This window comes from Mesorhizobium sp. USDA 4132, assembly GCF_056279545.1.
The window spans coordinates 1,974,845-1,996,676 of sequence record NZ_JBWCCP010000001.1; the positions used below are offsets into that span (position 1 = coordinate 1,974,845).

Annotated in this window: 19 protein-coding genes; 14 read left to right on the forward strand and 5 right to left on the reverse strand. The window is 59.6% G+C overall.

Annotated features, from left to right (window positions below; translation table 11 throughout):
• Window positions 1-218: 218 nt before the first annotated feature.
• The 7 genes from ACZ9IU_RS10310 to ACZ9IU_RS10340 all read left to right on the forward strand — a co-directional run bounded on the left by ACZ9IU_RS10310 (window position 219) and on the right by ACZ9IU_RS10340 (window position 9,059).
• A complete protein-coding gene (locus ACZ9IU_RS10310; protein WP_038549124.1) occupies window positions 219-2,492 on the forward strand; it encodes a sensor histidine kinase NtrY-like in 2,274 nt (757 codons plus the stop codon).
• A complete protein-coding gene (gene ntrX, locus ACZ9IU_RS10315; protein ID WP_038542664.1) occupies window positions 2,482-3,846 on the forward strand; it encodes a nitrogen assimilation response regulator NtrX in 1,365 nt (454 codons plus the stop codon). The genes ACZ9IU_RS10310 and ntrX overlap by 11 nt, the downstream gene beginning before the upstream one ends.
• Window positions 3,847-3,866: 20 nt before the next feature.
• Window positions 3,867-5,243, forward strand: a complete 1,377-nt coding sequence (gene trkA, locus ACZ9IU_RS10320; protein ID WP_038542666.1) for a Trk system potassium transporter TrkA — start codon at window positions 3,867-3,869, stop codon at window positions 5,241-5,243.
• Between the two features lie 31 nt (window positions 5,244-5,274).
• A complete protein-coding gene (locus ACZ9IU_RS10325) occupies window positions 5,275-6,138 on the forward strand; it encodes a D-amino-acid transaminase (protein WP_038542668.1) in 864 nt (287 codons plus the stop codon).
• A 106-nt stretch (window positions 6,139-6,244) separates the two neighbouring features.
• Complete coding sequence (gene hfq / locus ACZ9IU_RS10330) at window positions 6,245-6,487, forward strand: RNA chaperone Hfq (RefSeq protein ID WP_007757453.1); 243 nt, start codon at window positions 6,245-6,247, stop codon at window positions 6,485-6,487.
• A gap of 43 nt (window positions 6,488-6,530) precedes the next feature.
• Window positions 6,531-7,904 (forward strand): GTPase HflX, encoded by a 1,374-nt coding sequence (gene hflX, locus ACZ9IU_RS10335; protein ID WP_157885118.1) that lies wholly within the window; start codon window positions 6,531-6,533, stop codon window positions 7,902-7,904.
• 135 nt (window positions 7,905-8,039) lie between these two features.
• The gene (locus ACZ9IU_RS10340) at window positions 8,040-9,059 is read left to right on the forward strand and encodes an acyltransferase family protein (RefSeq protein WP_065814795.1); all 1,020 of its coding nucleotides are present in this window, start codon (window positions 8,040-8,042) and stop codon (window positions 9,057-9,059) included.
• 24 nt (window positions 9,060-9,083) lie between these two features.
• Here the strand turns inward: ACZ9IU_RS10340 and ACZ9IU_RS10345 are convergent, their stop codons facing one another.
• From ACZ9IU_RS10345 to ACZ9IU_RS10355, 3 genes are all read right to left on the reverse strand, one after another.
• Window positions 9,084-9,773, reverse strand: a complete 690-nt coding sequence (locus ACZ9IU_RS10345) for a methyltransferase family protein (protein WP_038542671.1) — start codon at window positions 9,771-9,773, stop codon at window positions 9,084-9,086.
• A 74-nt stretch (window positions 9,774-9,847) separates the two neighbouring features.
• Window positions 9,848-10,681 carry a nucleoside triphosphate pyrophosphohydrolase gene (mazG, locus tag ACZ9IU_RS10350; protein WP_038549130.1) on the reverse strand — a complete coding sequence of 278 codons (834 nt, stop codon included), beginning with the start codon at window positions 10,679-10,681 and terminating at the stop codon, window positions 9,848-9,850.
• Window positions 10,682-10,826: 145 nt separating this feature from the next.
• The gene (locus ACZ9IU_RS10355) at window positions 10,827-11,405 is read right to left on the reverse strand and encodes a deaminase (protein ID WP_038542672.1); all 579 of its coding nucleotides are present in this window, start codon (window positions 11,403-11,405) and stop codon (window positions 10,827-10,829) included.
• 235 nt (window positions 11,406-11,640) lie between these two features.
• Between ACZ9IU_RS10355 and cysG the strand changes: the two genes are divergently transcribed.
• From cysG to ACZ9IU_RS10380, 5 genes are all read left to right on the forward strand, one after another.
• Entirely contained in the window at window positions 11,641-13,095 is a 1,455-nt protein-coding gene (gene cysG / locus ACZ9IU_RS10360) for a siroheme synthase CysG (protein ID WP_038542674.1), read from the forward strand.
• Entirely contained in the window at window positions 13,092-13,406 is a 315-nt protein-coding gene (locus ACZ9IU_RS10365) for a DUF2849 domain-containing protein (protein ID WP_038542676.1), read from the forward strand. Before cysG ends, ACZ9IU_RS10365 begins: the two co-directional genes overlap by 4 nt.
• A 7-nt stretch (window positions 13,407-13,413) precedes the next feature.
• Window positions 13,414-15,087, forward strand: a complete 1,674-nt coding sequence (locus ACZ9IU_RS10370; RefSeq protein ID WP_038542678.1) for a nitrite/sulfite reductase — start codon at window positions 13,414-13,416, stop codon at window positions 15,085-15,087.
• On the forward strand, window positions 15,088-15,597 hold the full coding sequence (locus tag ACZ9IU_RS10375; protein ID WP_038542680.1) for a DUF934 domain-containing protein: 510 nt from the start codon (window positions 15,088-15,090) through the stop codon (window positions 15,595-15,597).
• A 147-nt stretch (window positions 15,598-15,744) separates the two neighbouring features.
• Window positions 15,745-16,572, forward strand: coding sequence for a ferredoxin--NADP reductase (locus ACZ9IU_RS10380; RefSeq protein WP_038549132.1), 828 nt, complete (start codon window positions 15,745-15,747; stop codon window positions 16,570-16,572).
• Between the two features lie 150 nt (window positions 16,573-16,722).
• On the opposite strand, the gene ACZ9IU_RS10385 is transcribed toward ACZ9IU_RS10380, so the two are convergent.
• A complete protein-coding gene (locus ACZ9IU_RS10385) occupies window positions 16,723-17,214 on the reverse strand; it encodes a hypothetical protein (RefSeq protein ID WP_498957133.1) in 492 nt (163 codons plus the stop codon).
• Window positions 17,215-18,171: 957 nt separating this feature from the next.
• Window positions 18,172-18,612, reverse strand: coding sequence for a DUF3828 domain-containing protein (locus ACZ9IU_RS10390; RefSeq protein ID WP_038542684.1), 441 nt, complete (start codon window positions 18,610-18,612; stop codon window positions 18,172-18,174).
• 226 nt (window positions 18,613-18,838) lie between these two features.
• On the opposite strand from ACZ9IU_RS10390, the gene ACZ9IU_RS10395 reads away from it, so the two are divergent.
• Complete coding sequence (locus ACZ9IU_RS10395) at window positions 18,839-19,609, forward strand: hypothetical protein (RefSeq protein ID WP_157885120.1); 771 nt, start codon at window positions 18,839-18,841, stop codon at window positions 19,607-19,609.
• Complete coding sequence (locus tag ACZ9IU_RS10400) at window positions 19,602-21,824, forward strand: UvrD-helicase domain-containing protein (protein ID WP_157885121.1); 2,223 nt, start codon at window positions 19,602-19,604, stop codon at window positions 21,822-21,824. Before ACZ9IU_RS10395 ends, ACZ9IU_RS10400 begins: the two co-directional genes overlap by 8 nt.
• Window positions 21,825-21,832: the final 8 nt, after the last annotated feature.

Sequence of the window (21,832 nt, forward strand, 5' to 3'; positions counted from 1 at the left end):
TTAGTTTGTTCCCAGCTGCTTGACACCTTCCGCTCATCGTTGCATTTTCGCCACATTGCGTTGCTTAAAGGTCACGCAGGGTTTGGTGAATGCTCGACGGAGTGGCGGCCGTCGAGGGGGTAGGCCGGCCCTTCTTCTGGAAAGTGGCTGTCGCTTCGCTCGGTCTGACCGGGTTGAAATGATCTCCCGCGAGGGTTTTGGGGATCGGAGTGGATTCGATGACGGAAGGCGTAACAGCGCCGATGGCCGAAGACGAGCCAGCGGTGTCAGTGCAGGATCGGCGCGCGTCCTTCGCGCTCCCCGGCCTTCTGCTCGCCGGCGGAGCCTTGATCTGTGCGTCGGTGACACTGTTCATCCTGCTCGGCCTGACCCCGATCGCCCCGACCACGAATGTGGTGATCGCGTCGGCTGCGCTGAATTCGCTTTTCATCCTCTGCCTGATGTATCTGATCGGCCGCGAGATCGTCCGGCTGGTGAAGGCGCGCAACCGCGGCCGCGCCGCGGCCCGCCTGCATGTCCGCATCGTCGTGCTCTTCTCGATCGTGGCGATCACCCCGGCGGTTCTGGTCGCGATCTTCGCCAGCCTCACGCTCAATGTCGGCCTCGACCGCTGGTTCTCGCTGCGCACCCAGTCGATCGTGCAGTCCTCCCAGGACGTTGCCCGTGCCTATATGCTCGAGAATGCCAGCTATCTTCAGGGCCAGACGGTTTCGATGTCGAACGACCTCGAGCGCAACCGGCCGATGTTCTATCTCGACCGTACCGGTTTCGTGGAGCTGATGACCCGCCAGGCGCGCGGCCGCGGCATGCTCGGCGCCTTCCTGGTGCGCGAGGACGGCCAGGCGATCGTTCAGGCCGATATCAAGACCGAAAAGCCGCTGCCGGCGATCCCGGCGGATGCGCTGAAGACCGCGGCGGCCGGCCAGCCGACCTTGATCCCGCCTGGTGTCACCAACCTTGTCGGCGCCGTCATCAAGCTCGATGCCATTCCGGGCTCCTATCTCTATACGATCCGCGCCGTTGATCCGAAGGTCATCTCGGCCATGCGGCTGATGGAGGAGAACACCGCCGAATACCAGGCTATGGAGGCCGGCCGCACATCGTTGCAGATCGCCTTTGCGGTGCTCTACCTCGGTTTCGCGCTGATCGTCCTGCTCGCGGCGATCTGGACGGCGATCGCGGTCGCCGACCGCATCGTCCGCCCGATCCGGCTGCTGATCAGCGCCGCCGACAGCGTGGCGACCGGCAATCTCAACGTCGTCGTGCCGGTGCGCGCCGCCGATGGCGACGTCGGCAGCCTGTCGCGTACCTTCAACAAGATGATTTCCGAAATACGCAGCCAGCGCGACGAGATCCTTGAAGCCAAGGACGAGGTCGACGACCGCCGCCGCTTCATCGAGGCGGTGCTGTCCGGCGTCACCGCTGCCGTTATCGGTGTCGAGGAAGACCGCCGTATCACCATCGTCAATCCGTCGGCGGAACATCTCCTGGACGTTCCCGCCGAAAAGCTGATGGGCGAGAAGCTGGAGGATGTCGCGCCCGAGATCGACCACGTCCTCACCGAGGCGCGCAGCAGAGCCCGCGGCGAATTCCGCAAACAGGTGAACCTGATGCGTGGCGGCAAGGAGCGGACGCTTTCGGTTCAGGTCACGCGCGAGGAACAGCGCGCCGCGCACGACAGCTATGTGGTGACGCTCGACGATATCACCGATCTCGTCATCGCCCAGCGCTCCACCGCCTGGGCGGATGTCGCCCGCCGCATCGCCCATGAAATCAAGAACCCGCTTACCCCGATCCAGCTTTCCGCCGAGCGCCTCAAGCGTCGCTACGGCAAGCAGATCGCCGAGGACGACCGCGCCGTCTTCGACCAGTGTACCGACACGATCGTGCGCCAGGTCGGCGATATCGGCCGCATGGTCGACGAATTCTCGTCCTTTGCCCGCATGCCGAAACCCGCCAAGGAAGAAGCCGATCTGCGCGATATCCTGCGCGACGCGATCTTCCTGCGCGAGATGGGCACCACCCATGTCGATTTCATCCGCGAGCTCGGCGAGGAGCCGCTGAAGGGCATGTTCGATACGCGCATGCTCGGCCAGGCTTTCGGCAATCTCATCAAGAATGCCGTCGAGGCGATCGAGGCGGTGCCGAGCGATCAGGAACGCGACGGTCGCAAGGTCAAGGTGCGCTCGGTCTACGATGCGGAGCGCGACACCTATGTGGTCGACATCATTGACAATGGCAGCGGCCTGCCGAGCGAAAATCGACACCGCATCCTCGAGCCATACATGACCATGCGCGACAAGGGCACGGGATTGGGGCTCGCGATCGTCAAGAAGATCATCGAAGAACACGGCGGGCAGCTCGAATTGCACGATGCCCCCGCCGATTTCGATCATGGCAAGGGCGCCATGATCAGGGTGCTGCTGCCGCATCTGGAGCAGGTGGCGGTGCCGGGAACGGATAATAACAAGGAATTGGCTTATGGCGTCTGATATTCTGGTCGTAGATGACGAGGCGGATATCCGCGATATCGTTTCAGGTATTTTGTCCGATGAGGGCCATGAAACCCGCACGGCCCACGACAGCGACAGCGCGCTGGCAGCGATATCCGATCGCGTGCCGCGGCTGATCTTCCTGGATATCTGGATGCAGGGCTCCAGGCTCGACGGCCTGGCGCTGCTCGACGAAGTCAAGAGCCGGCATCCCGAATTGCCCGTTGTGATGATCTCCGGCCACGGCAATGTCGAGACGGCTGTCTCTGCCATAAAGCGCGGCGCCTTCGACTTCATCGAAAAGCCGTTCAAGGCCGACCGTCTGATCCTGATCGCCGAGCGGGCACTCGAAAACTCCAAGCTGAAGCGCGAGGTGACCGAGCTCAAGAAGCGCACCGGCGATGCCGCCGAGCTGGTCGGTACCTCGGTTGCCGTCTCGCAGCTCCGCCAGACGATCGAGAAGGTCGCCCCCACCAACAGCCGCGTGATGATCCTCGGCCCTTCCGGCTCCGGCAAGGAACTGGTGGCGCGGATGATCCACAAGCGATCGTCGCGCGTCGCCGGTCCGTTTGTGGCGCTGAACGCGGCGACGATCACGCCCGATCGCATGGAGGTCGCTCTGTTCGGCACCGAAGGCGCTCCCGGCCAGGCGCGCAAGATCGGCGCTCTGGAAGAGGCCCATCGTGGCATCCTCTATCTCGACGAAGTCGGCGAAATGCCGCGCGAGACGCAGAACAAGATCCTTCGCGTATTGGTCGATCAGCAGTTCGAGCGCGTCGGCGGTTCCAAGCGCGTCAAGGTGGATGTCCGCATCATCTCCTCGACCTGCTACAATCTCGAAAGCCTGATCGCCGACGGCTCGTTCCGCGAAGATCTCTACCACCGGCTGGCCGTCGTGCCGGTCAAGGTGCCGGCGCTCGCCGAACGCCGCGAGGACATTCCTTTCCTGGTCGACATGTTCATGCGCCAGATTTCCGAGCAGGCTGGCATCCGCCCCCGCAAGATCGGCGAGGACGCCATGGCTGTCTTGCAGGCCCACGACTGGCCGGGCAATATCCGCCAGCTCCGCAACAATATCGAGCGGCTGATGATCCTTGCCCGCTCCGACGGCCCGGATTCGCCGATTTCCGCCGACATGCTGCCAACCGACCTCGGCGACATGTTGCCGAAGGTGTCGGCCAAGGGCGACTACCACATCATGACGCTGCCGCTGCGCGAAGCCCGCGAAATGTTCGAGCGCGATTATCTGATCGCCCAGATCAACCGGTTCGGCGGCAATATTTCGCGCACCGCGGAATTCGTCGGCATGGAACGCTCGGCACTGCACCGCAAGCTCAAGTCGCTCGGTGTGTAGCCGATGCCGGTATGTAACCCATGAAAGTGATCATATGCGGCGCGGGGCAGGTGGGCTACGGCATCGCCGAACGGCTGTCGCAGGAGGACAATGACGTCTCCGTCATCGATACCTCGGCGACCCTGATCACCGCGATCACCGAGACCCTCGACGTCAAGGGCTATGTCGGCCACGGCGCCCATCCGGACGTGCTGGAAAAGGCCGGCGCCAAAGACGCCGACATGATCATCGCGGTGACCCTCTACGACGAGGTCAACATCGTCGCCTGCGAGGTCGCGCAGGCGCTCTTCTCCGTGCCCACCAAGATCGCCCGCATCCGCGCCCAGAACTATCTGAAGCCGGAATATGCCGATCTGTTCAGCCGCCAGAACATGTCGATCGACGTGACGATCTCGCCGGAGATCGAGGTCGGCAAGATGGTGCTGCGGCGCATCTCCTTTCCCGGCGCCACCGATGTCGTCCGCTTCGCCGAGGATCACATCGCCATGGTGGCGATCGAGTGCATGGAGGATTGCCCGGTCGTCGCCACGCCCCTGCATCAGCTTTCCGACCTCTTCCCCGACCTGATGGCGACGGTAGTCGGCATCTTCAGGAACGGCGTTCTGACCGTCGCCCGCTCTGCCGATGAGCTCGAGGTCGGCGACCTTGCCTATGTCATCTGCCAGCGCGAACACATTCGTCGCACGCTCGGCCTGTTCGGACACGAGGAGCAGGAGGCACGCCGCATCATCATCGCCGGCGGCGGCAATATTGGCTATTACGTCGCCCGCACCATCGAGGAACACCAGCCGAGGACGCGGCTGAAGATCATCGAGAGCGACCGGGACAAGGCGATGGTGGTTTCCGAGCAGCTGCGCAATACGATCGTGCTGCACGGCTCGGCGCTCGACCAGAATATTCTCACCCAGGCGGATATCCAGGATACCGACCTGATCGTGATGCTGACCAACAACGACCAGATCAACATCCTCGGCGCGGTCATGGCGAAATCGCTCGGCTGCAAGTCGAACCTGGTGCTGATCAACTCCACGTCTTTCCATCAGGTCACCGACGCGCTCGGCATCGATGCGCAGATCAATCCGCGCGCCGTGACGATCTCCCGCGTCCTGCAGCATGTCCGCAAGGGCCGCATCCGCTCGGTCTATGCGGTGCAGAATGGTGCTGCCGAGATCATTGAGGCCGAGGCGCTCGAAACCTCGCCGCTGGTCGGCCGGGCTTTCCGCGAGCTCGACCTGCCGGACGGCGTCCGTATCGGCGCCATCTATCGCGGCGAGGCGGTGATCCGCCCGAACGGCGACACCAGGATCAAGGCGCGCGACCGGGTGGTGCTGTTTGCCGCCGCCGAAGCCGTGCGCCATGTGGAGCAGCTTTTCCGCGTTTCCATCCAGTATTTCTAACCAGCATTTGCGACAAGCGCAGGGGATATCGATGTCGAGAATTGCCTATGTGAACGGACAATATGTTCGCCATTCCGAAGCCGCGGTGCATGTGGAGGATCGCGGTTTCCAGTTCGCGGACGGCGTCTACGAGGTCTGCGAAGTGCGTCACGGCATGATCGTCGACTTGACTCGCCACCTGAACCGCCTCGACCGGTCGCTGAGCGAACTCAGGATGGCATCGCCAATGAGCCGCGCAGCGCTCACCTTCGTCATCCGTGAAGTGCTCCGCCGCAACCGGGTCAAGAACGGCATCTTCTACATGCAGGTGACCCGCGGTGCCGCCCGCCGCGACCATTACTTCCCGGCAGACGGCACGCCGCCGACCATCACCATCACCGCCAAGAGCACCGATCCCTCGGCCGCCGCCAAGAAATATGCAAACGGCATCAAGGTCATCACGCTGCCCGAGAACCGCTGGGACCGCGTCGACATCAAGACGGTCGGCCTGCTACCGAACGTGCTCGCCAAGCAGCAGGCGAAGGAAGCCGGTGCCCAGGACGCCATCTTCATCGACCGCAACGGCATCGTCATGGAAGGCGCGTCCTCCAATGTCTGGATCGTCACGCCGGATGGCGAGCTCGTCACCCGCCCGGCCGAACACGGCATCCTGAAGGGAATCACCCGCACGACGCTCATCGACGTCGCAAGGAAGCTCGATCTCAAGGTCGTCGAGCGCGAGTTCAGGACGGAAGAGATGCTGGCCGCCCGCGAGGTGTTTTTCACCTCCGCCACCGGGATCTGCGTGCCGATCGTCGAAATCGACGGAAAACCCGTCGCCAACGGCCATCCGGGCACTGTGTCGTCAAGTATTCGCGACACCTTTTTCGACGTTGCGGAAAAGACGGCGATTTGATAGTCAAACATCGGGGAAGGGAAGCACGGGGCGCTTTCCGGTCGCCTCTTATCAAGCTTGATCATGATCCCGGCTATTGGCCGGCAAAAAAGAAAGAAGCGGCGCTATGGCGGAACGTTCTCAGAACCTGCAGGATTTATTTCTCAATACCGTTCGCAAGCAGAAGATTTCCCTGACGATTTTCCTGATCAACGGGGTCAAGCTGACAGGTGTCGTGACCTCTTTCGACAACTTCTGCGTCCTGCTTCGCCGTGACGGCCATTCTCAGCTCGTGTATAAGCACGCGATCTCGACCATCATGCCGGGCCAGCCCATGCAGATGTTCGAAACCGAAGAGAACGCCGCCTAACAGGACAGAACAGATTTCAAATCGCGATACTTCCAACGAATCCATGGTCCCGGAGGCTGAAAAGCGCCGGGACGACATGCGTGCGCTCGTCATTGTGCCGGTCCTCAAGCAAGCACGGTCGAAGGCCGGGCAGGGCGACTCAAGTCAGGCACCTGCACCGCAGCGTTCTAACGAAGCCCGCCTCGAAGAGGCGATCGGCTTGGCACGAGCGATCGACCTGGAGATCGTTCAGGGCCTGATCGTGCCGATCAGCCAGCCGCGTCCGGGAACGCTGATGGGCAGCGGCAAGATCGAGGAAATCAAGGCGCTGCTCGACGAGCACGACGCCGGCCTCGTCATCGTCGACCATCCGCTGACCCCGGTGCAGCAGCGCAATCTCGAAAAGGAATGGCAGGCCAAGGTCATCGACCGGACGGGCCTGATCCTCGAAATCTTCGGCCGCCGCGCCTCCACCAAGGAAGGCACGCTGCAGGTCGACCTGGCGCACCTGAATTACCAGAAGGGCCGTCTGGTCCGCAGCTGGACCCACCTTGAACGCCAGCGCGGTGGCGCCGGTTTCATGGGCGGCCCCGGCGAAACCCAGATCGAAGCCGACCGCCGGCTGCTGCAGGAGCGCATCGTCAAGCTGGAGCGCGAGCTCGAACAGGTCGTGCGCACCCGCCAGCTTCACCGCGCCAAACGCCGCAAGGTGCCGCACCCGATCGTGGCGCTGGTCGGTTATACCAACGCCGGCAAGTCGACGCTGTTCAACCGCATCACCGGTGCCGGCGTGCTCGCCGAAGACATGCTGTTTGCCACCCTCGATCCGACGCTGCGCCGCATGAAGCTGCCGCATGGCCGCACGGTCATCCTCTCCGATACGGTCGGTTTCATCTCCAACCTGCCGACCCACCTGGTCGCTGCCTTCCGCGCCACGCTGGAAGAGGTGCTGGAAGCCGATCTCGTCCTGCATGTGCGCGACATGTCCGACCCGGACAATGCCGCGCAGGCCAGCGACGTGATGCGCATCCTTGCCGATCTCGGCATCGACGAGAAGGAAGCAGCCGCTCGCATCATCGAGGTCTGGAACAAGATCGACCGGCTTGATCCGGAGGCCCACGAGGCAATCGCCGAACGCGCCGTCGGCCGCGAGAACGTCATGGCGGTCTCGGCGATCACGGGCGAGGGCGTCGAGCCCCTGATGGACGAGATTTCGAAACGCCTTTCCGGCGTGCTCACCGAAACCTCGATCACCATCCCGCCTGAAAAGCTGGCCATCGTCTCCTGGGTCTACGGCAACGCCGTCGTCGACGGCCGCGAGGACAACGAGGACGGTTCGGTGACCCTGGATGTCCGCATGTCCGAAGCCGAGGCTGCCGAGTTCGAGCGCAAGCTCGGCAATGGTCCAAAAGCGGACAAGGAAGACTGGGAACGATAGGAAGCCCGGTTACGTGACTTGGCACCGGGCGGCAGCGCCATGATGTTGCCCGTTTTTTGCGGTGCAACATCAGCCGACGAGGACGGCCACGATTCCCGCAGTTCTCATTCACGGGCCGGCAACAAGGGTGGCGTAATGATACAGAGTCAGCCGCACGAAGAGACCGGAAAACATCTGGACTATCTCGACGGATGGCGAGGTATTGCGGTCATCTTCGTGATTGTCGGCCATTTCTGGCTGGATGATTTCAAGCCCGGGTTCAGTACATTCGGTGTAGACCTGTTCTTTGTCTTGTCCGGCCGGTTGATGTCCGAAATCCTGTTCGTCAAGCGGGCAGAATTGCCGACCTTCTTCTTCAGGCGTTTCTCACGCATCTATCCGGCTCTCTTCGCGTTCGTGGTCATCACCACGCTTGCTTTCCAGGGTAGCGAGATCTCGCACGGCCCTGTCGCCGCATTGCTGGCGCTGACGTTCACGATCAACTACGCCATGGTCTATACCCATCCGGTGGCGTTGCTTGATCACCTGTGGTCGCTGTGCGTCGAGGAACATGCCTATATCCTCCTGGCAGGCATCGCCTTCCTGTCCCGCCGCAGACTGTTTCCGGTCGCCGCTCTGGTCATCGCGCTCAGCATTGCGGCCATGCTGAACGGCATCATCCGCACCGAGCTCGGCGCAAGCGTCCTTTATACCCACTGGCGCAGCGACGTCTCTGTCGCGGGCATATTTATGGCCGGCGGTCTCTGGCTGTTCCTGCGCAACCGCCAGGCCCCCTGGTGGGTCTCGCCGCTGGCGCTGCTGATTGCGGTCGTGGCGAAGGGGATGCCCTTTCAGGTCGTCTCCTTTGGCCTGTCGACCGCCATGCTGGCACTGTCGATCACCACGATCGACAGCGCGGCGCCGGTCTTCCGCAAAATCCTGTCCGCCAAGGTGCTCACCTATGCGGGCCTGTGGTCCTTCTCGCTTTATCTGTGGCAGCAGCCTTTCTACAAACTCTATCGCGAGGGAGCGGCTCCAACTCCGTTGTTGCTGCTGGCTGCCGTGCTTGTCGCGCTCGTCAGCTTCTACCTCGTGGAAAAACCCTCCCGAACAGCGCTCAATCGCTTTTTCCAGAACCGCATGGAGAAAGTCGTCACCGCTGGCCGACCGGCATAGAGAGCATCCCCGGAAAACAGCGGCTCAATAGATCCTCGGAACCAGCCTGTATCTCACGCGCTCGCAATAAGCGGCATAGCCCTGCAATTCGGCCCGCAGATGTCTTTCCTCGTCGATCAGGCGGGCGACCAGCCCGCCGACGATAAACACCACGAGTACCAGTCCCCAGAGGGAACCGAGTGCAAGCGGGGCGCCTGCGAAAAGAAGGAGGGCGGAACTGTACATCGGATGTCTCACAAGACCGTAGAGGCCTTCGGAGACGACCCTTTGGCCCGGTTGAACATCCACGGTCGCAGAGGCATAGGAGTTCTGCCGGAAGACGGCGAGACAGCCCGCAAACCCAAGGGCGGTCAGGATGTTTCCGACGATGACGAGTGCAACCGGCATGGACGACCACGAGAAGCGGTAATCCAGAGCGGAGACCACATAGAGCGCCATGATCACCACGCTGTTATACGCCTGGATGCGCTTCTGCGCCGGCTGCGTCTCCGAACCCGGCCCGGCACTCAGCCGTTTCTCGGCAAGTTCGGGGCTGTGCGTCACCACATACCAGCCGGTCCCGATCGTCCAGGCGGTGAAGTTCGCCAGGTAGAGCCAAGCCTGCCAGTAATTCAATGTGCCCGCGCAAGCAAATATCAGGATTGCCAGGAAGGCGATGAAGATTGCGGTAACTTTGGTCGTTCTGACGCCGAGCCGATTGCTGTGCTCCTGCATGTCACTATCCAGATCTGATGAGCGAGATCTAAATAATCCTCTGCCCGTGACGATCAAGAGGTCGGCCCGGACTGTCAGTCGAGCTTCCGTTCGATCGCCTTGGAGGCCTGCCAGAGTTCTTCCATGCGTTCCAGCGTGGCAGCCTCCAGCGTCTCAGTCGATTGTTGAAGAGATGTTTCTATATAATTGAAGCGTCGCCTGAATTTCGTATTGGTGCCGCGTAAGGCCTCTTCCGGATCGGCCTTCACATGCCGGCCGATATTGACCAGCGCGAAGATCAGATCGCCGAATTCGTCGGTGACCTTGTCCTGGCGTCCGTCACGCAGAGCCTCGCGCAGTTCACCGATTTCCTCCTCGATCTTGTCGAGGATCGGTTCGGCCGCCGACCAGTCGAAGCCGACCTTTGCCGCCCGCTGCTGCAGCTTCAGCGCCTCCGTCAGCGCCGGCTGGGCGCGGTGAACGCTTCCAAGGTATCCGAGCTTGAAATCCTCGGTAATGCCGCGCCGCGCCCGCCGTTCGGCCCGCTCGCGCTTTTCTTCCGTCTTGATGTCGTCCCATTGCAGTTTCACCGCATCCGGCGTCGCCGCGTCGGAGACAGCGAAGACGTGCGGATGCCGGCGGATCATCTTTTTGGTGATCGCCTGGACGACGTCGCCGAAAGAGAATTCGCCGGCTTCCTCGGCCATGCGGGCGTGGAAGACGACCTGCAGCAGCAGGTCGCCCAGTTCCTCGCAGAGATCGTCCATGTCGTTGCGCTCGATCGCATCAGCGACCTCATAGGCTTCCTCGATCGTATAAGGCTTGATGGTCGAAAAATTCTGTTCGAGGTCCCAGGGGCAGCCGGTAACGGGTGTCCTGAGCGCCGCCATGATCTCGATCAGCCGCGAAATATCCTTCGATGCTTCCATCATCTTGTCCTTTAATGCCGGATGTCAGGCGAGCGGTATGGTGTTTGGGGCAGCCGGTAACGGGTGTCCTGAGCGCCGCCATGATCTCGATCAGCCGCGAAATATCCTTCGATGCTTCCATCATCTTGTCCTTTAATGCCGGATGTCAGGCGAGCGGTATGGTGTTTTTGTCCTTGCTGGACTGGTAGACGCCGGAAAGCCCGTCATATCGGGCTTTGATCCGGCTGGTCTGGGTCTTGAGGCCGGCACGGAGCGGCTCGCCTTCGCTCTCGACCAGGTCGGCAATTGCGTAGGAATGCCAGAAGGCGTTGCTGCGCCGATAACCGCCGGGCTCCAGGCCGAAAACCTCTTTGAGGATTTTCAGGTCATGCGGGATGGCGAAGGCGTCGCGCGAATCCTCATGGCTGAAAAAATAATAGAAATTGTCGAAACCGGCCCAAGTGATCGCCGACATGCACATCGTGCACGGTTCGTGAGTCGAGAGGAAAATCAGATCTTTGGTGGGAAGATCTCGTGTAGTTTCATAAAAACGCTTCAGCGTGTGCACTTCGCCATGCCAGAGCGGATTTTCGAGCTCGTTATTAGTCTCTGCAATCACCAGCGACAGGTCTGATTTCTTGAGGATCGCCGCGCCGAAAACCTTGTTGCCGGCTGCAACGCCCTTTTCAGTCAAGGGCAGGATATCGTTTTCGATGACGTCGAGAAGGCGGGCGGCAATTGTCATGGGAACTCTTTATCGCAAGGTGTCTAGGCAGTTTATGGCGCGCAACAAGCCGATCGGGGCAAAAAACACTTTAGTCTACAGAAATACTGGAGAAATATCGTTTGCGGTGGCTTTTGCTCAAGAACCGGTTGATCGTAAAACAGAAATACCGGCTCGCAATCCAGTTTGCATATCCATTCCTTCAATTCCGATGCGTTATTGTGGATATTGCTGACATATGATTCAGGATACCCGCATGTCACCAAGCCAACAACGCCTGTCGGTCTTCCCGGCTTTCTTCCGCGTCAGCGGACGGAGCGTTGTCGTGTTCGGCAATGGTGACGAAGCCTATGCCAAGGCCCGGCTGTTGCGCAACACCGACGCAGAGATCGTCGCTTATGTCTCCGCACCTGATGCGGACTATGCCGGCTGGCTGGCCGCTCAGGGTATCGACACCATTCATTCGGATTTTTCGCCGGATCAGCTCGCAGATCAGGTCAAGGGCGCGGTGATGGTGTTTGCCGCCACCGGCGACGCCGCACTGGATCGTGCGATCGTCATTGCCGCCCGCGCTGAAAAAATTCCCGCCAACGCGGTCGATCAGCCCGATTTCTGCGATTTCTACACGCCGGCCCTGGTCAACCGAGCGCCGGTCGCCATTGCCATCGGTACGGAAGGTGCCGGCCCGGTTCTCGCCCAGATGATCCGCGCCCGCATCGACCAGATGCTGTCGCCGTCGCTCGGTGCCCTGGCGCGGCTCGCCGCGGAATATCGCGATGCCGCCGAACGTCTGGTGCCGCGCGGGGTATCGCGCCGCATCTTCTGGCGCCGTTTCTTTTCCGCCGATGTCGCCAGCGCCGTCGATGCCAACGATATTGCCACCGCCCGCCGCTCGGCCAATGCGCTTCTGTCGAACACCGGTCGCGCCGCGGGCCATGTCTGGCTGGTCGGCGCCGGCCCGGGCGCCGAAGATCTTTTGACGCTGCGCGCCCAGCGCGTGCTGATGGAAGCCGATGCGATCGTCTTTGACGCGCTGGTGCCGCAGGCGATCGTCGACATGGGCCGCCGCGACGCCGAGCGCCTGTCGGTCGGCAAGCGCAAGAACTGCCATTCGAAATCCCAGGATGAGATCAACAAGCTGCTGGTCGGGCTCGGCCGTGAAGGCAAGCGCGTCGTCCGCCTCAAGTCCGGTGATCCGCTGGTCTATGGCCGCGCCGGCGAGGAAATGGCGGCACTTCGCGACGCGGGTGTCACTTACGAGATCGTACCGGGCATCACCTCGGCCTTTGCCGCTGCCGCCGATTTCGAGTTGCCGCTGACGCTGCGCGGCGTCGCCTCGTCGCTGATCTTCACCACAGGCCATGACCTCACCGGCGACGTCCTGCCCGACTGGGCAAGCCTTGCGATCTCGGGCGCGACGATCGCCGTCTACATGGGCCGCACGGTTGCCGCCTCCGTCGCCGAACGCCTGATGGGCGCCGGCCTTGCCCCGGAAACCACCGTGGCCGTGATCGAGAATGCCAGCCGCGCCGACCGCCGGCTTTTCCACGGGGTCCTGCGCGAACTGCCGGATCTGGAAGCGCGCGACGATCTTTCCGGTCCGGTCATGGTGATCATCGGCGAAGCCGTCGCCGGTGCGAATTTCGAAAAGTCCGAACCGCTTTCTCATGGTAAGATTCCGGTTCGCGAGGAAATGGAACAGACAAGATGACTGACAAGGTTCTGACCGCCAACCGCCTTTCCGACGGCATCGCCGTCTGGCTCGATGCGAGCGGCCAATGGGTGGAAAACCTGCAGGACGCGATCGTCGCGCGCCATCCCGAGGCCGTGGCCTCGCTGGAAGCGATCGGCAAGCGCGATTTTGCGCAGAACCTGGTTGTTGACGTCGCTGTCATCGACGTGCAGGAGCAGGACGGCAAGCTCTGGCCGCTGCGTCTTCGCGAACGTATTCGTGCCCAGGGCCCGACCATGGAATATGCTGCCGGCTACCGCCCCGCCGATCCGGCCTTCATCGCAGTTTGAGGAAGTCATGTACCGTTACGACGAATTCGACCACGCTTTTGTTTCGAGCCGCGTGGAGCAGTTCCGCGATCAGGTCGGCCGCCGCCTCGCCGGTGAGCTGGCCGAGGACGCGTTCAAGCCGCTGCGCCTGATGAACGGGGTCTACCTCCAGCTTCACGCCTATATGCTGCGCGTCGCGATCCCTTATGGGACGCTCAATGCCAGGCAGATGCGCATGCTCGCCCATATCGCCCGTAAATACGACCGCGGTTATGGCCATTTCACCACCCGCCAGAACATCCAGTATAACTGGCCGAAACTCTCCGACACGCCGGATATCCTGGCCGAGCTCGCAAGCGTCGAGATGCACGCTCTGCAGACGTCGGGGAACTGCATCCGCAATGTCACCGCCGACCATTTCGCCGGTGCCGCCGCTGATGAAGTCGCCGATCCCAGGCCTTACGCCGAGATCCTGCGCCAGTGGTCGTCGGTCCACCCGGAATTCTCGTATCTGCCGCGCAAATTCAAGATCGCCGTCACCGGCGCCGAACGCGATCGCGCCGCGATCCAGGTGCATGACATCGGCCTGCACCTGAAGAAGAACGAGGCCGGGGAAATCGGTTTTGCTGTATATGTCGGCGGCGGGCAGGGCCGTACCCCGATGATCGCCAAGAAGATCAAGGATTTCCTCCCCGAGGAAGACCTGCTCTCCTATACGACCGCGATCATGCGCGTGTATAATCTGCATGGCCGCCGCGACAACAAATACAAGGCGCGCATCAAGATCCTCGTCCATGAGACCGGAGCCGAGGAACTGGCCCGCCAGGTGGAGGAGGAATTCTCCCATCTGCAGGGCACCGAGCTGAAGCTGCCGGAGAAAGACATCCAGGCAATCGCCGCCTATTTCGCGCCGCCGGCCCTGGTCGATCGCGCCGAAGGCTGGCCGCAGCTCGCCGGCTGGAAAAAGACCGACGAGAATTTCGCCCGCTGGGTCGACCAGAACGTCAAACCGCACAAACATCCCGACTACGGCATGGTGACCATTTCGCTGAAGCCGATCGGCGGCATTCCGGGCGACGCTTCCGACGTGCAGATGGACGCGATCGCCGATCTGGCGGAAGAATTCGCCTTCGACGAAATCCGCATCAGCCACGAGCAGAACGTCATCCTGCCGCATGTGGCGCTGGCCGATCTCGAGCCGCTCTACCGGGCGCTGGTGGCCCACAATCTCGCGACCGCTAATGCAGGCTTGATCACCGACATCATCGCCTGTCCGGGCTTGGACTATTGCGCGCTGGCGAACGCCCGTTCGATCCCGCTGTCGCAGGAGATCTCCACCCGCTTCGGATCGCCGGAGCGCCAGGCCGAGATCGGCGAGCTGAAGATAAAAATCTCCGGCTGCATCAATGCCTGCGGCCATCACCATGTCGGCCATATCGGCCTTCTGGGTGTCGAGAAGAAGGGCGCCGAGCTTTACCAGATCACGCTTGGCGGTTCCGGCGACGAGAACACCTCGATCGGCGAGATCATCGGCCGAGGTTTCGAGCCGAACAAGGTCACCGACGCGGTGGAAACCATCGTCGACACCTATCTCGGCCTCCGTACCTCGAAGGAGGAGACCTTCCTCGAAGCCTATCGCCGTGTCGGGCCGCAGCCTTTCAAGGAAGCGCTCTATGGCGATGCCAAGGCGGAGGCTGCGTAAATGACCAGACTCTGGAGAGAAACCGGCTTCGTCGAAAACGACCCCTGGGTGATCGAGACCGAGGAGGTCAAGGCGACCGAGGACCAGAAGGTGCTGCTGCCGCTCGACGAGATGATCGCGCGGGCCGAGGAGAGCAACGATGTCGGCCTCGGCGTGCTGATCCGCCCGGCGGACGACGTGCGCAAGCTCGAACCCTATCTCTACCGCATCGAGATCGTCGCGGTGGATTTCCCGGCCTTCAACGACGGCCGCGCCTTTTCGCATGCCTCGCTGCTGCGCGACCGGCTCGGCTACAGGAACGAGTTGCGCGCGGTCGGCGACGTGCTGATCGATCAGGTGCCGCTGATGCTGCGCTGTGGCATAGACAGCTTTTCGGTGAAGAACGCCACGGCGCTGAAACGGCTCGAGGAGGGCCGGCTGCCGGGCATCGCCGAACACTACCAGCCAACGGCCCGCCACGCCGAAAAGGGCGAGGGCTACAGCTGGCGCCGCCGCACGGTGACGGCCTGAGGCCAGGGGACAATCGGCCGAAAGGTGAATTTCCCGCACACATTTTCTGAAAGGCCCGCGACAAAGGCACGCGGATGCCTTCAAATGCGGGACCAGATGGTATATTTCGCTTCTGCGAAGAACGACGAGACGAAGAGACCGATAGGCATGAACGCTCCAGCAAAGACGGAAGAATTCGCAGTGGCCCAGGTTCAGGCAAAGATCCCGGACGGCGTTTATGCCGAGACGGTGCTTGCCGTCGAGCATTATACCGACCGCCTGTTCCGCTTCCGCATGACCCGGCCGGCCGGTTTCCGCTTCCGTTCGGGCGAGTTCGCGATGATCGGGCTGATGGTCGGCGACAAGCCGGTCTACCGCGCCTATTCGATCGCCAGCCCGGCCTGGGACGAGGAGCTGGAATTCTTCTCGATCAAGGTGCCGGACGGTCCGCTGACCTCGCATCTCCAGGCGATCAAGCCGGGCGACACGGTGCTGATGCGCAAGAAGCCGACCGGCACGCTGGTGCTCGACGCGCTGACACCCGGCAAGCGGCTCTACATGTTCTCGACCGGCACCGGCATCGCGCCCTTCGCGAGCCTCATCCGCGACCCCGAGACCTACGAAAAGTTCGAGGAGGTCATCCTAACCCATACCTGCCGCGACGTCGCCGAGCTGAAATACGGTTTCGACCTGGTGCACGAGATCAACAACCACGAGTTCCTGCACGAGATCGTCGGGACCAAGCTCAAGCATTACCCGACCGTGACCCGCGAGGATTTCAAATATCGCGGCCGCATCACCGACCTGATCGAGAACGGCAAGCTGTTCGCCGACCTCGGCGTCCCCGCGCTCGACCCGCAAGTCGACCGCGGCATGATCTGCGGCTCGACCGCGATGCTGAAGGACACCAAGGACCTGCTCGAAAAGGCCGGCCTCGTCGAAGGCTCCAACAACAAGCCCGGCGAGTTCGTCATCGAACGGGCGTTTGTGGGGTGAGACGCGACGGCCTGCGGCCGGCAAAACGCTTCAGTGGAGCGTTTTGAGCGTCGAACGCCCTGAGCCGAAGCGAAGGGCCGGGAGGCGGTGCCGCATATGCGCCTCCTTGGACTCATCTCCCCGAGTCAAATCCGCCGCGATCCACTCCCTCTACTGCCCCCCATCGTCCTCCTCCGGCAGGAACTCGCCGAACCTCTCGAAGGCTCCGGCGATGCTGCGGGGAGGCGGGGAGGGTGGAGGAAGGCGGATGCGGCGCAGCCATCCCCGAACCGCGGGGCGGACCGCTTGGCTGTCGCAAAGCGCGGAGACGGCTGCGCAGGCGCCCTGCCGCAGCATGAAAGACTGCCCAGTGTCGACCACTCCCGGCAGACCCCGCCGCGCGGAGAAGCGCTCGGCACAGAGGGCGGCGATCCGTTTCTGGACGATAAACAATTCGCGATGACAATCCTGCAGGACGCCGATGCAGGCGGGTTCGCCCGCGGTGGAGACTTCGGCGGCGCAACGCCCGGTCCGTCGGCACGCGCGGCGCCGGCAGATCTGCGGCATGCCGAGAATATCGGCGAGGCGGCGGCTGATGCGGTCTTCGAGCGGTGCAGGCCGCTCACTGGATAGTGGTTGTTCGGGCAATTGTTCTCTAGCCATGGGCTCCTCGGCCTGTCTCGGCATATGGACGGGAAGGGCGGGATCCATCGGACACACTCCTCCCTTGGCGAGCTTGAGTTTCTTTTCGTCATTCCCGGGTGAGCAAAGCGAGACCCGAGGATCGGACGGGGCGCTGAAAGCTGCCTCGTAAGATAAGTAATAAGTGACACCTCTCAGCGCCCCGTTCGGCGGTTAATATCCGCGACTTCGGTCCCTCTGCGATGACGGGGGGTGTGGGAACGGTTGCGTGCCCCTCCGAAGAGGGCGTCATGCACGCTCGCAGACCAGGATGCCGCAGGCCATGACTGCCGCCCGGCATCGTCTTCCACCTGCACCGCACAATCCGGGTTTTTTGAAAAACCCTCGGACGCCGCGCGGCGCGGCCCCGATCACCCTGTGTGCCTCACAGGCACGCCCGGCGCACCATGACGGAAAACGAACGAGAAGTCGGTCCGACAGCTTCTCATCCGTCCCGCGTCGCCGGAGGGAGACCATTTTCCGCGAACCCGAACGCCAAGGTTTTGCGTCTTGCCCTTGACGTCCGCGCCGGTCCCGCCTCGCCAGCACGCCTGCCGGTGTATCCGCGACGGAACGGGGGGATTTTAGGCACGGGCCGGGAGGGCGGGGATGAGAGAGGATGTGGATGGAGTTAAAGTGCTGAAAAGGTTGGAGGAGATGTTCGGCAGCATCCCCGTATCGGACAAGGCGAAATGCCAGCTCTCCTCCTCATCCCTGTGCTTGTCACAGGGATCCAGCCGCCGTGCGTCTGCACGGCGAGAGGATATTTTTCGGGTCCGGGCGAGGGAAGTAGAGTCTTACGCGCCGCCGACGCGGCGCTGCTGGATTCCTGTGACAGGCACAGGAATGAGGAAGGAAAGGTACCGCCGAAAGGCCGCGGGGGAGAAGTCCGGGCCGGAAAAAGGAGAAGTGGTGCCCCCGCCGCGTAAAACCCGCCCCCTACTGCCCCAAAAGGTCGCGAAGGCTCCAGGGGTCGTCGCCGGACTGGTCGGCGATGTCGTCCACCTTCCAGCCGCCGTTTTCGCGCACCAGCGTATAGAAGAGCGTCGCCGAGCGCTTGCCGTTGCGGAAGGACACTTCCAGCTCGGCCCTGTTACCGAGGACGATCGGCGGGGAAAGCTGGACATTGCTGGCGACGCCATCTTGCCCGGCAAGGATCGGATCGAAATCCACCGCCTCGCCATTCGCCGTCAGGCTCTCGTTGAGCGCATCGGAAAAATAGGCGGAATAGGGCGAGGGCGCATCGTCCTCGGCCGGGTCGATCGTGTCGGCATACAGCGATTTGATCAGCGCCTGCGGCGACTTGTAGACCCGCGCCTCGGCGCCGGCCGCAGCCAGCAGGGAAAACAGCAGTCCGAAGACGATGGCCGGCATGCGCATGGATGAGTCGTTCCCCGTTTGATGTGAGGAGATGTTTAGGCGAGGGAGGGGTGGAAGGATAGTGGGTGGGTGGGTTGGTGGTTAGCGAGCGAGCACTGACTGACCTCTCCGCATTTTTCCAGAAATGAATACTCATCGGCGAGGGGAGCGTTTGCTTACGACGAACATAGTTGACACCGTTCTTTAAGTGCTCAATATGCAGTCTATAGTTGTAGGAGGGGTGATTTTGAAAGGGGACTACATCAATCTTAGGCAGGGCGATATATTGTCTAGCTTAGACGATAACTTGACGGGTTGGAGATATGCCTTTGTTTTGACCGCAGATTGCGATTTATGGAATGACAAATTCGGTAAGTTTCTAACTGTGGTTCCCATACTGTCTGTTAAAGAATACATCGAGGAAGTATATTTTCAGGAACAATGTCAAAAAGAAATCGAGAAATTGTGCCAGAGGTTTTGCGATCTGCCTAGCTACGAGATAGATGAGGAGTTCTTCCATTCCTATATTTTCGATACCCCCACAGATGTATTAGAGGGGCGTTATGAAGGGTTAGGAAGAATACCTTCCTTGAAAATTCTTCAACAATATGCGTCTGGGAAAATGAATGCCGTCCAGTCCTTCAGGAAAATTTGCGAATTAAGGAACACGAAATTTGACAGTAAAATCCGCCAGTCGTTAACAACAATGAAGCTAGAGCATTTCTTTCTAAATGATTTACCAGGTGCTCCGGGTTTAGGATTCGTGGCTATGCTTAGATTGCCTCAATCTTTCCCAGTAGATGCTGTCGCTCTCAGCCGAAATAAACTACCTGAAGACGGCCAGCATTACGTGGCCTTCAAAACTGGATCCTTGAGCGATGCTGTTCGATATGCCGTGGCGCAAGCATTCTCAAATGTGTTTTCCCGCATAGGTTTGGCGACAAATTTCGAGATTGATAGGTCTGAGATCATTTCTATGATTTGCGAAGCTTATGAAGTGGATGAAAACGATGCCTGATCTAAACATTGCCATAGAAGAAAATGCTGCTCGAATAATAGCTAGGTCACCGGTGTCTGAGAGCTTTTTCAAAAGCTTCACGCTCTGCGAACCGAATTCAGGCCTTGCGTCTGTTACGCTAGGAAATACGATATTCGTTCTTTGCAGAAATTCTAAACTGGAAGGAAGATTTATTGTCATAAATGGTGCCAGATGTGCTCTTTCGAATGCCAAGCCAAATAGCTACGACCCATTTGAACGTATAATCACCCTAGCTATAAGCAAATTTGAGAACGATGTATCGTTGCCCGTGAAATGGGGGCTGTATACCGATGGGGGTAAGCGTGGGTCATTTTTCGCTTATACGGCTGCAAAAGGTAGCGGAGCACGAATTTTTTATGAAGACCGCTTCAACGGTGGCCAACATATATATGTATACGCAATAAATAGCAAAAATATAGAATTTTCGAACGTAGTTATAGAGAAGGTTCCATACGACGAATTTAATAATAATATAGTTGACGCTTTTATTAAATATGAGTCGCTTGATTTTAAAAAGAAGGATTTTGATGGCTTGGTTGAAATAGAACCACCCAGTAATGTTATCGGGCACGGGTGGTCTTTGGAGGAGTGGGTCGATAGGAGGCTCACCAATGCCCAAAGAATATTTTTGAATAAAGATTACTCCCAATCTGTGAGGCTTCGGGGTGCGGCCGGAACAGGTAAAACGATTTCACTTATAGTAAAATTCCTTCGTGATTTTATATCGTTTGAAGCTGATCACAAAAATATTAGGATGCTTTTTCTTACGCACTCAAAAGTTACCGCAGATCTAGTCAAAGACCTTATACATCAATTAGACAAAGAGGATGCCAGGGGACGTGCGATGTTCGCGTCTGCAAAAGTAGCAACTATATTTGAAATAGCTTCTGACTTCGTGCAGAGAGAGCAGAGAGGCGTTAGTCCCATCGACATCGACGCGTATTCTGGGCGCATTATGCAGAGAGAATTGGTAGAATCCATTATCACATCTGCTCGGCTGACACTAGCCACGCAGTTTGCAGATGAATCCTCACCTGATTTCATCAATCGAATGCTGACAGATGAGCCGGCGGCGAAGGATAGGTTTCTATATGAAGTTATGAATGAAATAATGGCTGTTCTCGATGCCGAAGGAATTAGGTCAGGAAATAGTAAGGCAACTGACTACATAAACGCACCTCGCCCGGAATGGATGGTCTCACTTGAGAAGTCAGGTGAGCGAAAGATATTACTGGATATTCATCGCCGATATCGAGAGCAGCTTCGCGAAATGCGGGTTATAAGCGTTGACCAACTCGTGGCTGATTTCGTGTCATTCTTGAGTTCCAATGTTTGGGACAATTTGATGGAGAGAGAGGGATATGACGCTCTCTTCGTTGATGAACTTCACCTCTTTACTCCTCTTGAGCGCATGGCTCTAAAGCCTCTTATGAGGCAAACGGGTGTCTTTGGTGGCCGCCAACCGATGTTTATGGCGTACGATCTTAAACAGACGACACGCGACTACTTCTCCAGCTTAGTAACTGATGGCAAATCGACTTCCAGCTGGATAGGAAGGACAGCCGATGGAAGTGATCTTGTGGAACTAAACGAGGTGTTCAGATTTACTCCTCAAATTGCCCACTGCATCGCGGATATGGCTGTTTCGTTTGCTGAGGTGGAATTTCTGGACCAAATGGATCGGCACATTGGTGAGAGCTTGGTTGATGACGGAGATGTGCCCGAACTAAGAGAATTCAATACCAATCAAAAAATGTATGAGTGGGCCTTTGCGTATGCTCATGGCCGTGCATCCTCCCTCGGGAGCGGCCGGCGAGTATGTATAATTTGTATGAATGAGATTCTCTATGCTGTGTATAGGGATGCGGGTCGACACAGTGGCGAGTTTATTTCAATTGAGAGCAGAGAAGATCTCAATGGTATAAGATACGCCGGAAAACGTTTTATCTATAGCTCCCCGGAGTTTGTATCTGGCTTGCAATTTGATGACGTCATTGTGATTCATGCCGATCGTCGAACAGTGGATGAAAATGATCTCGGCCCTTTGCGGCGGAGACGAAATCTATCTCGGCTATATTTGGCTGCAAGTAGGGCGTCGAAGCGACTAACTTTCTGTGCTTCGCTTGAGCTAGGCGGTATCTCGCCTATTTTTACTACAGCTATCGCAAAGCACACGATCCATCTGGCTGGATAGCGGCGTAC

Excerpts from the sequence above, each read along its gene's own strand:
- ACZ9IU_RS10340 (WP_065814795.1), top strand. The coding sequence starts at position 8,040 with ATGATACAGAGTCAGCCGCACGAAGAGACCGGAAAACATCTGGACTAT.
- ntrX (WP_038542664.1), top strand. The coding sequence starts at position 2,482 with ATGGCGTCTGATATTCTGGTCGTAGATGACGAGGCGGATATCCGCGAT.
- hflX (WP_157885118.1), top strand. The coding sequence starts at position 6,531 with ATGGTCCCGGAGGCTGAAAAGCGCCGGGACGACATGCGTGCGCTCGTC.
- mazG (WP_038549130.1), bottom strand. The coding sequence starts at position 10,681 with ATGGAAGCATCGAAGGATATTTCGCGGCTGATCGAGATCATGGCGGCG.
- ACZ9IU_RS10355 (WP_038542672.1), bottom strand. The coding sequence starts at position 11,405 with ATGACAATTGCCGCCCGCCTTCTCGACGTCATCGAAAACGATATCCTG.
- ACZ9IU_RS10345 (WP_038542671.1), bottom strand. The coding sequence starts at position 9,773 with ATGCAGGAGCACAGCAATCGGCTCGGCGTCAGAACGACCAAAGTTACC.
- ACZ9IU_RS10380 (WP_038549132.1), top strand. The coding sequence starts at position 15,745 with ATGAACGCTCCAGCAAAGACGGAAGAATTCGCAGTGGCCCAGGTTCAG.
- trkA (WP_038542666.1), top strand. The coding sequence starts at position 3,867 with ATGAAAGTGATCATATGCGGCGCGGGGCAGGTGGGCTACGGCATCGCC.
- ACZ9IU_RS10325 (WP_038542668.1), top strand. The coding sequence starts at position 5,275 with ATGTCGAGAATTGCCTATGTGAACGGACAATATGTTCGCCATTCCGAA.
- ACZ9IU_RS10400 (WP_157885121.1), top strand. The coding sequence starts at position 19,602 with ATGCCTGATCTAAACATTGCCATAGAAGAAAATGCTGCTCGAATAATA.
- ACZ9IU_RS10370 (WP_038542678.1), top strand. The coding sequence starts at position 13,414 with ATGTACCGTTACGACGAATTCGACCACGCTTTTGTTTCGAGCCGCGTG.
- ACZ9IU_RS10385 (WP_498957133.1), bottom strand. The coding sequence starts at position 17,214 with ATGGCTAGAGAACAATTGCCCGAACAACCACTATCCAGTGAGCGGCCT.
- ACZ9IU_RS10310 (WP_038549124.1), top strand. The coding sequence starts at position 219 with ATGACGGAAGGCGTAACAGCGCCGATGGCCGAAGACGAGCCAGCGGTG.
- hfq (WP_007757453.1), top strand. The coding sequence starts at position 6,245 with ATGGCGGAACGTTCTCAGAACCTGCAGGATTTATTTCTCAATACCGTT.
- ACZ9IU_RS10390 (WP_038542684.1), bottom strand. The coding sequence starts at position 18,612 with ATGCGCATGCCGGCCATCGTCTTCGGACTGCTGTTTTCCCTGCTGGCT.
- ACZ9IU_RS10375 (WP_038542680.1), top strand. The coding sequence starts at position 15,088 with ATGACCAGACTCTGGAGAGAAACCGGCTTCGTCGAAAACGACCCCTGG.
- cysG (WP_038542674.1), top strand. The coding sequence starts at position 11,641 with ATGTCACCAAGCCAACAACGCCTGTCGGTCTTCCCGGCTTTCTTCCGC.
- ACZ9IU_RS10365 (WP_038542676.1), top strand. The coding sequence starts at position 13,092 with ATGACTGACAAGGTTCTGACCGCCAACCGCCTTTCCGACGGCATCGCC.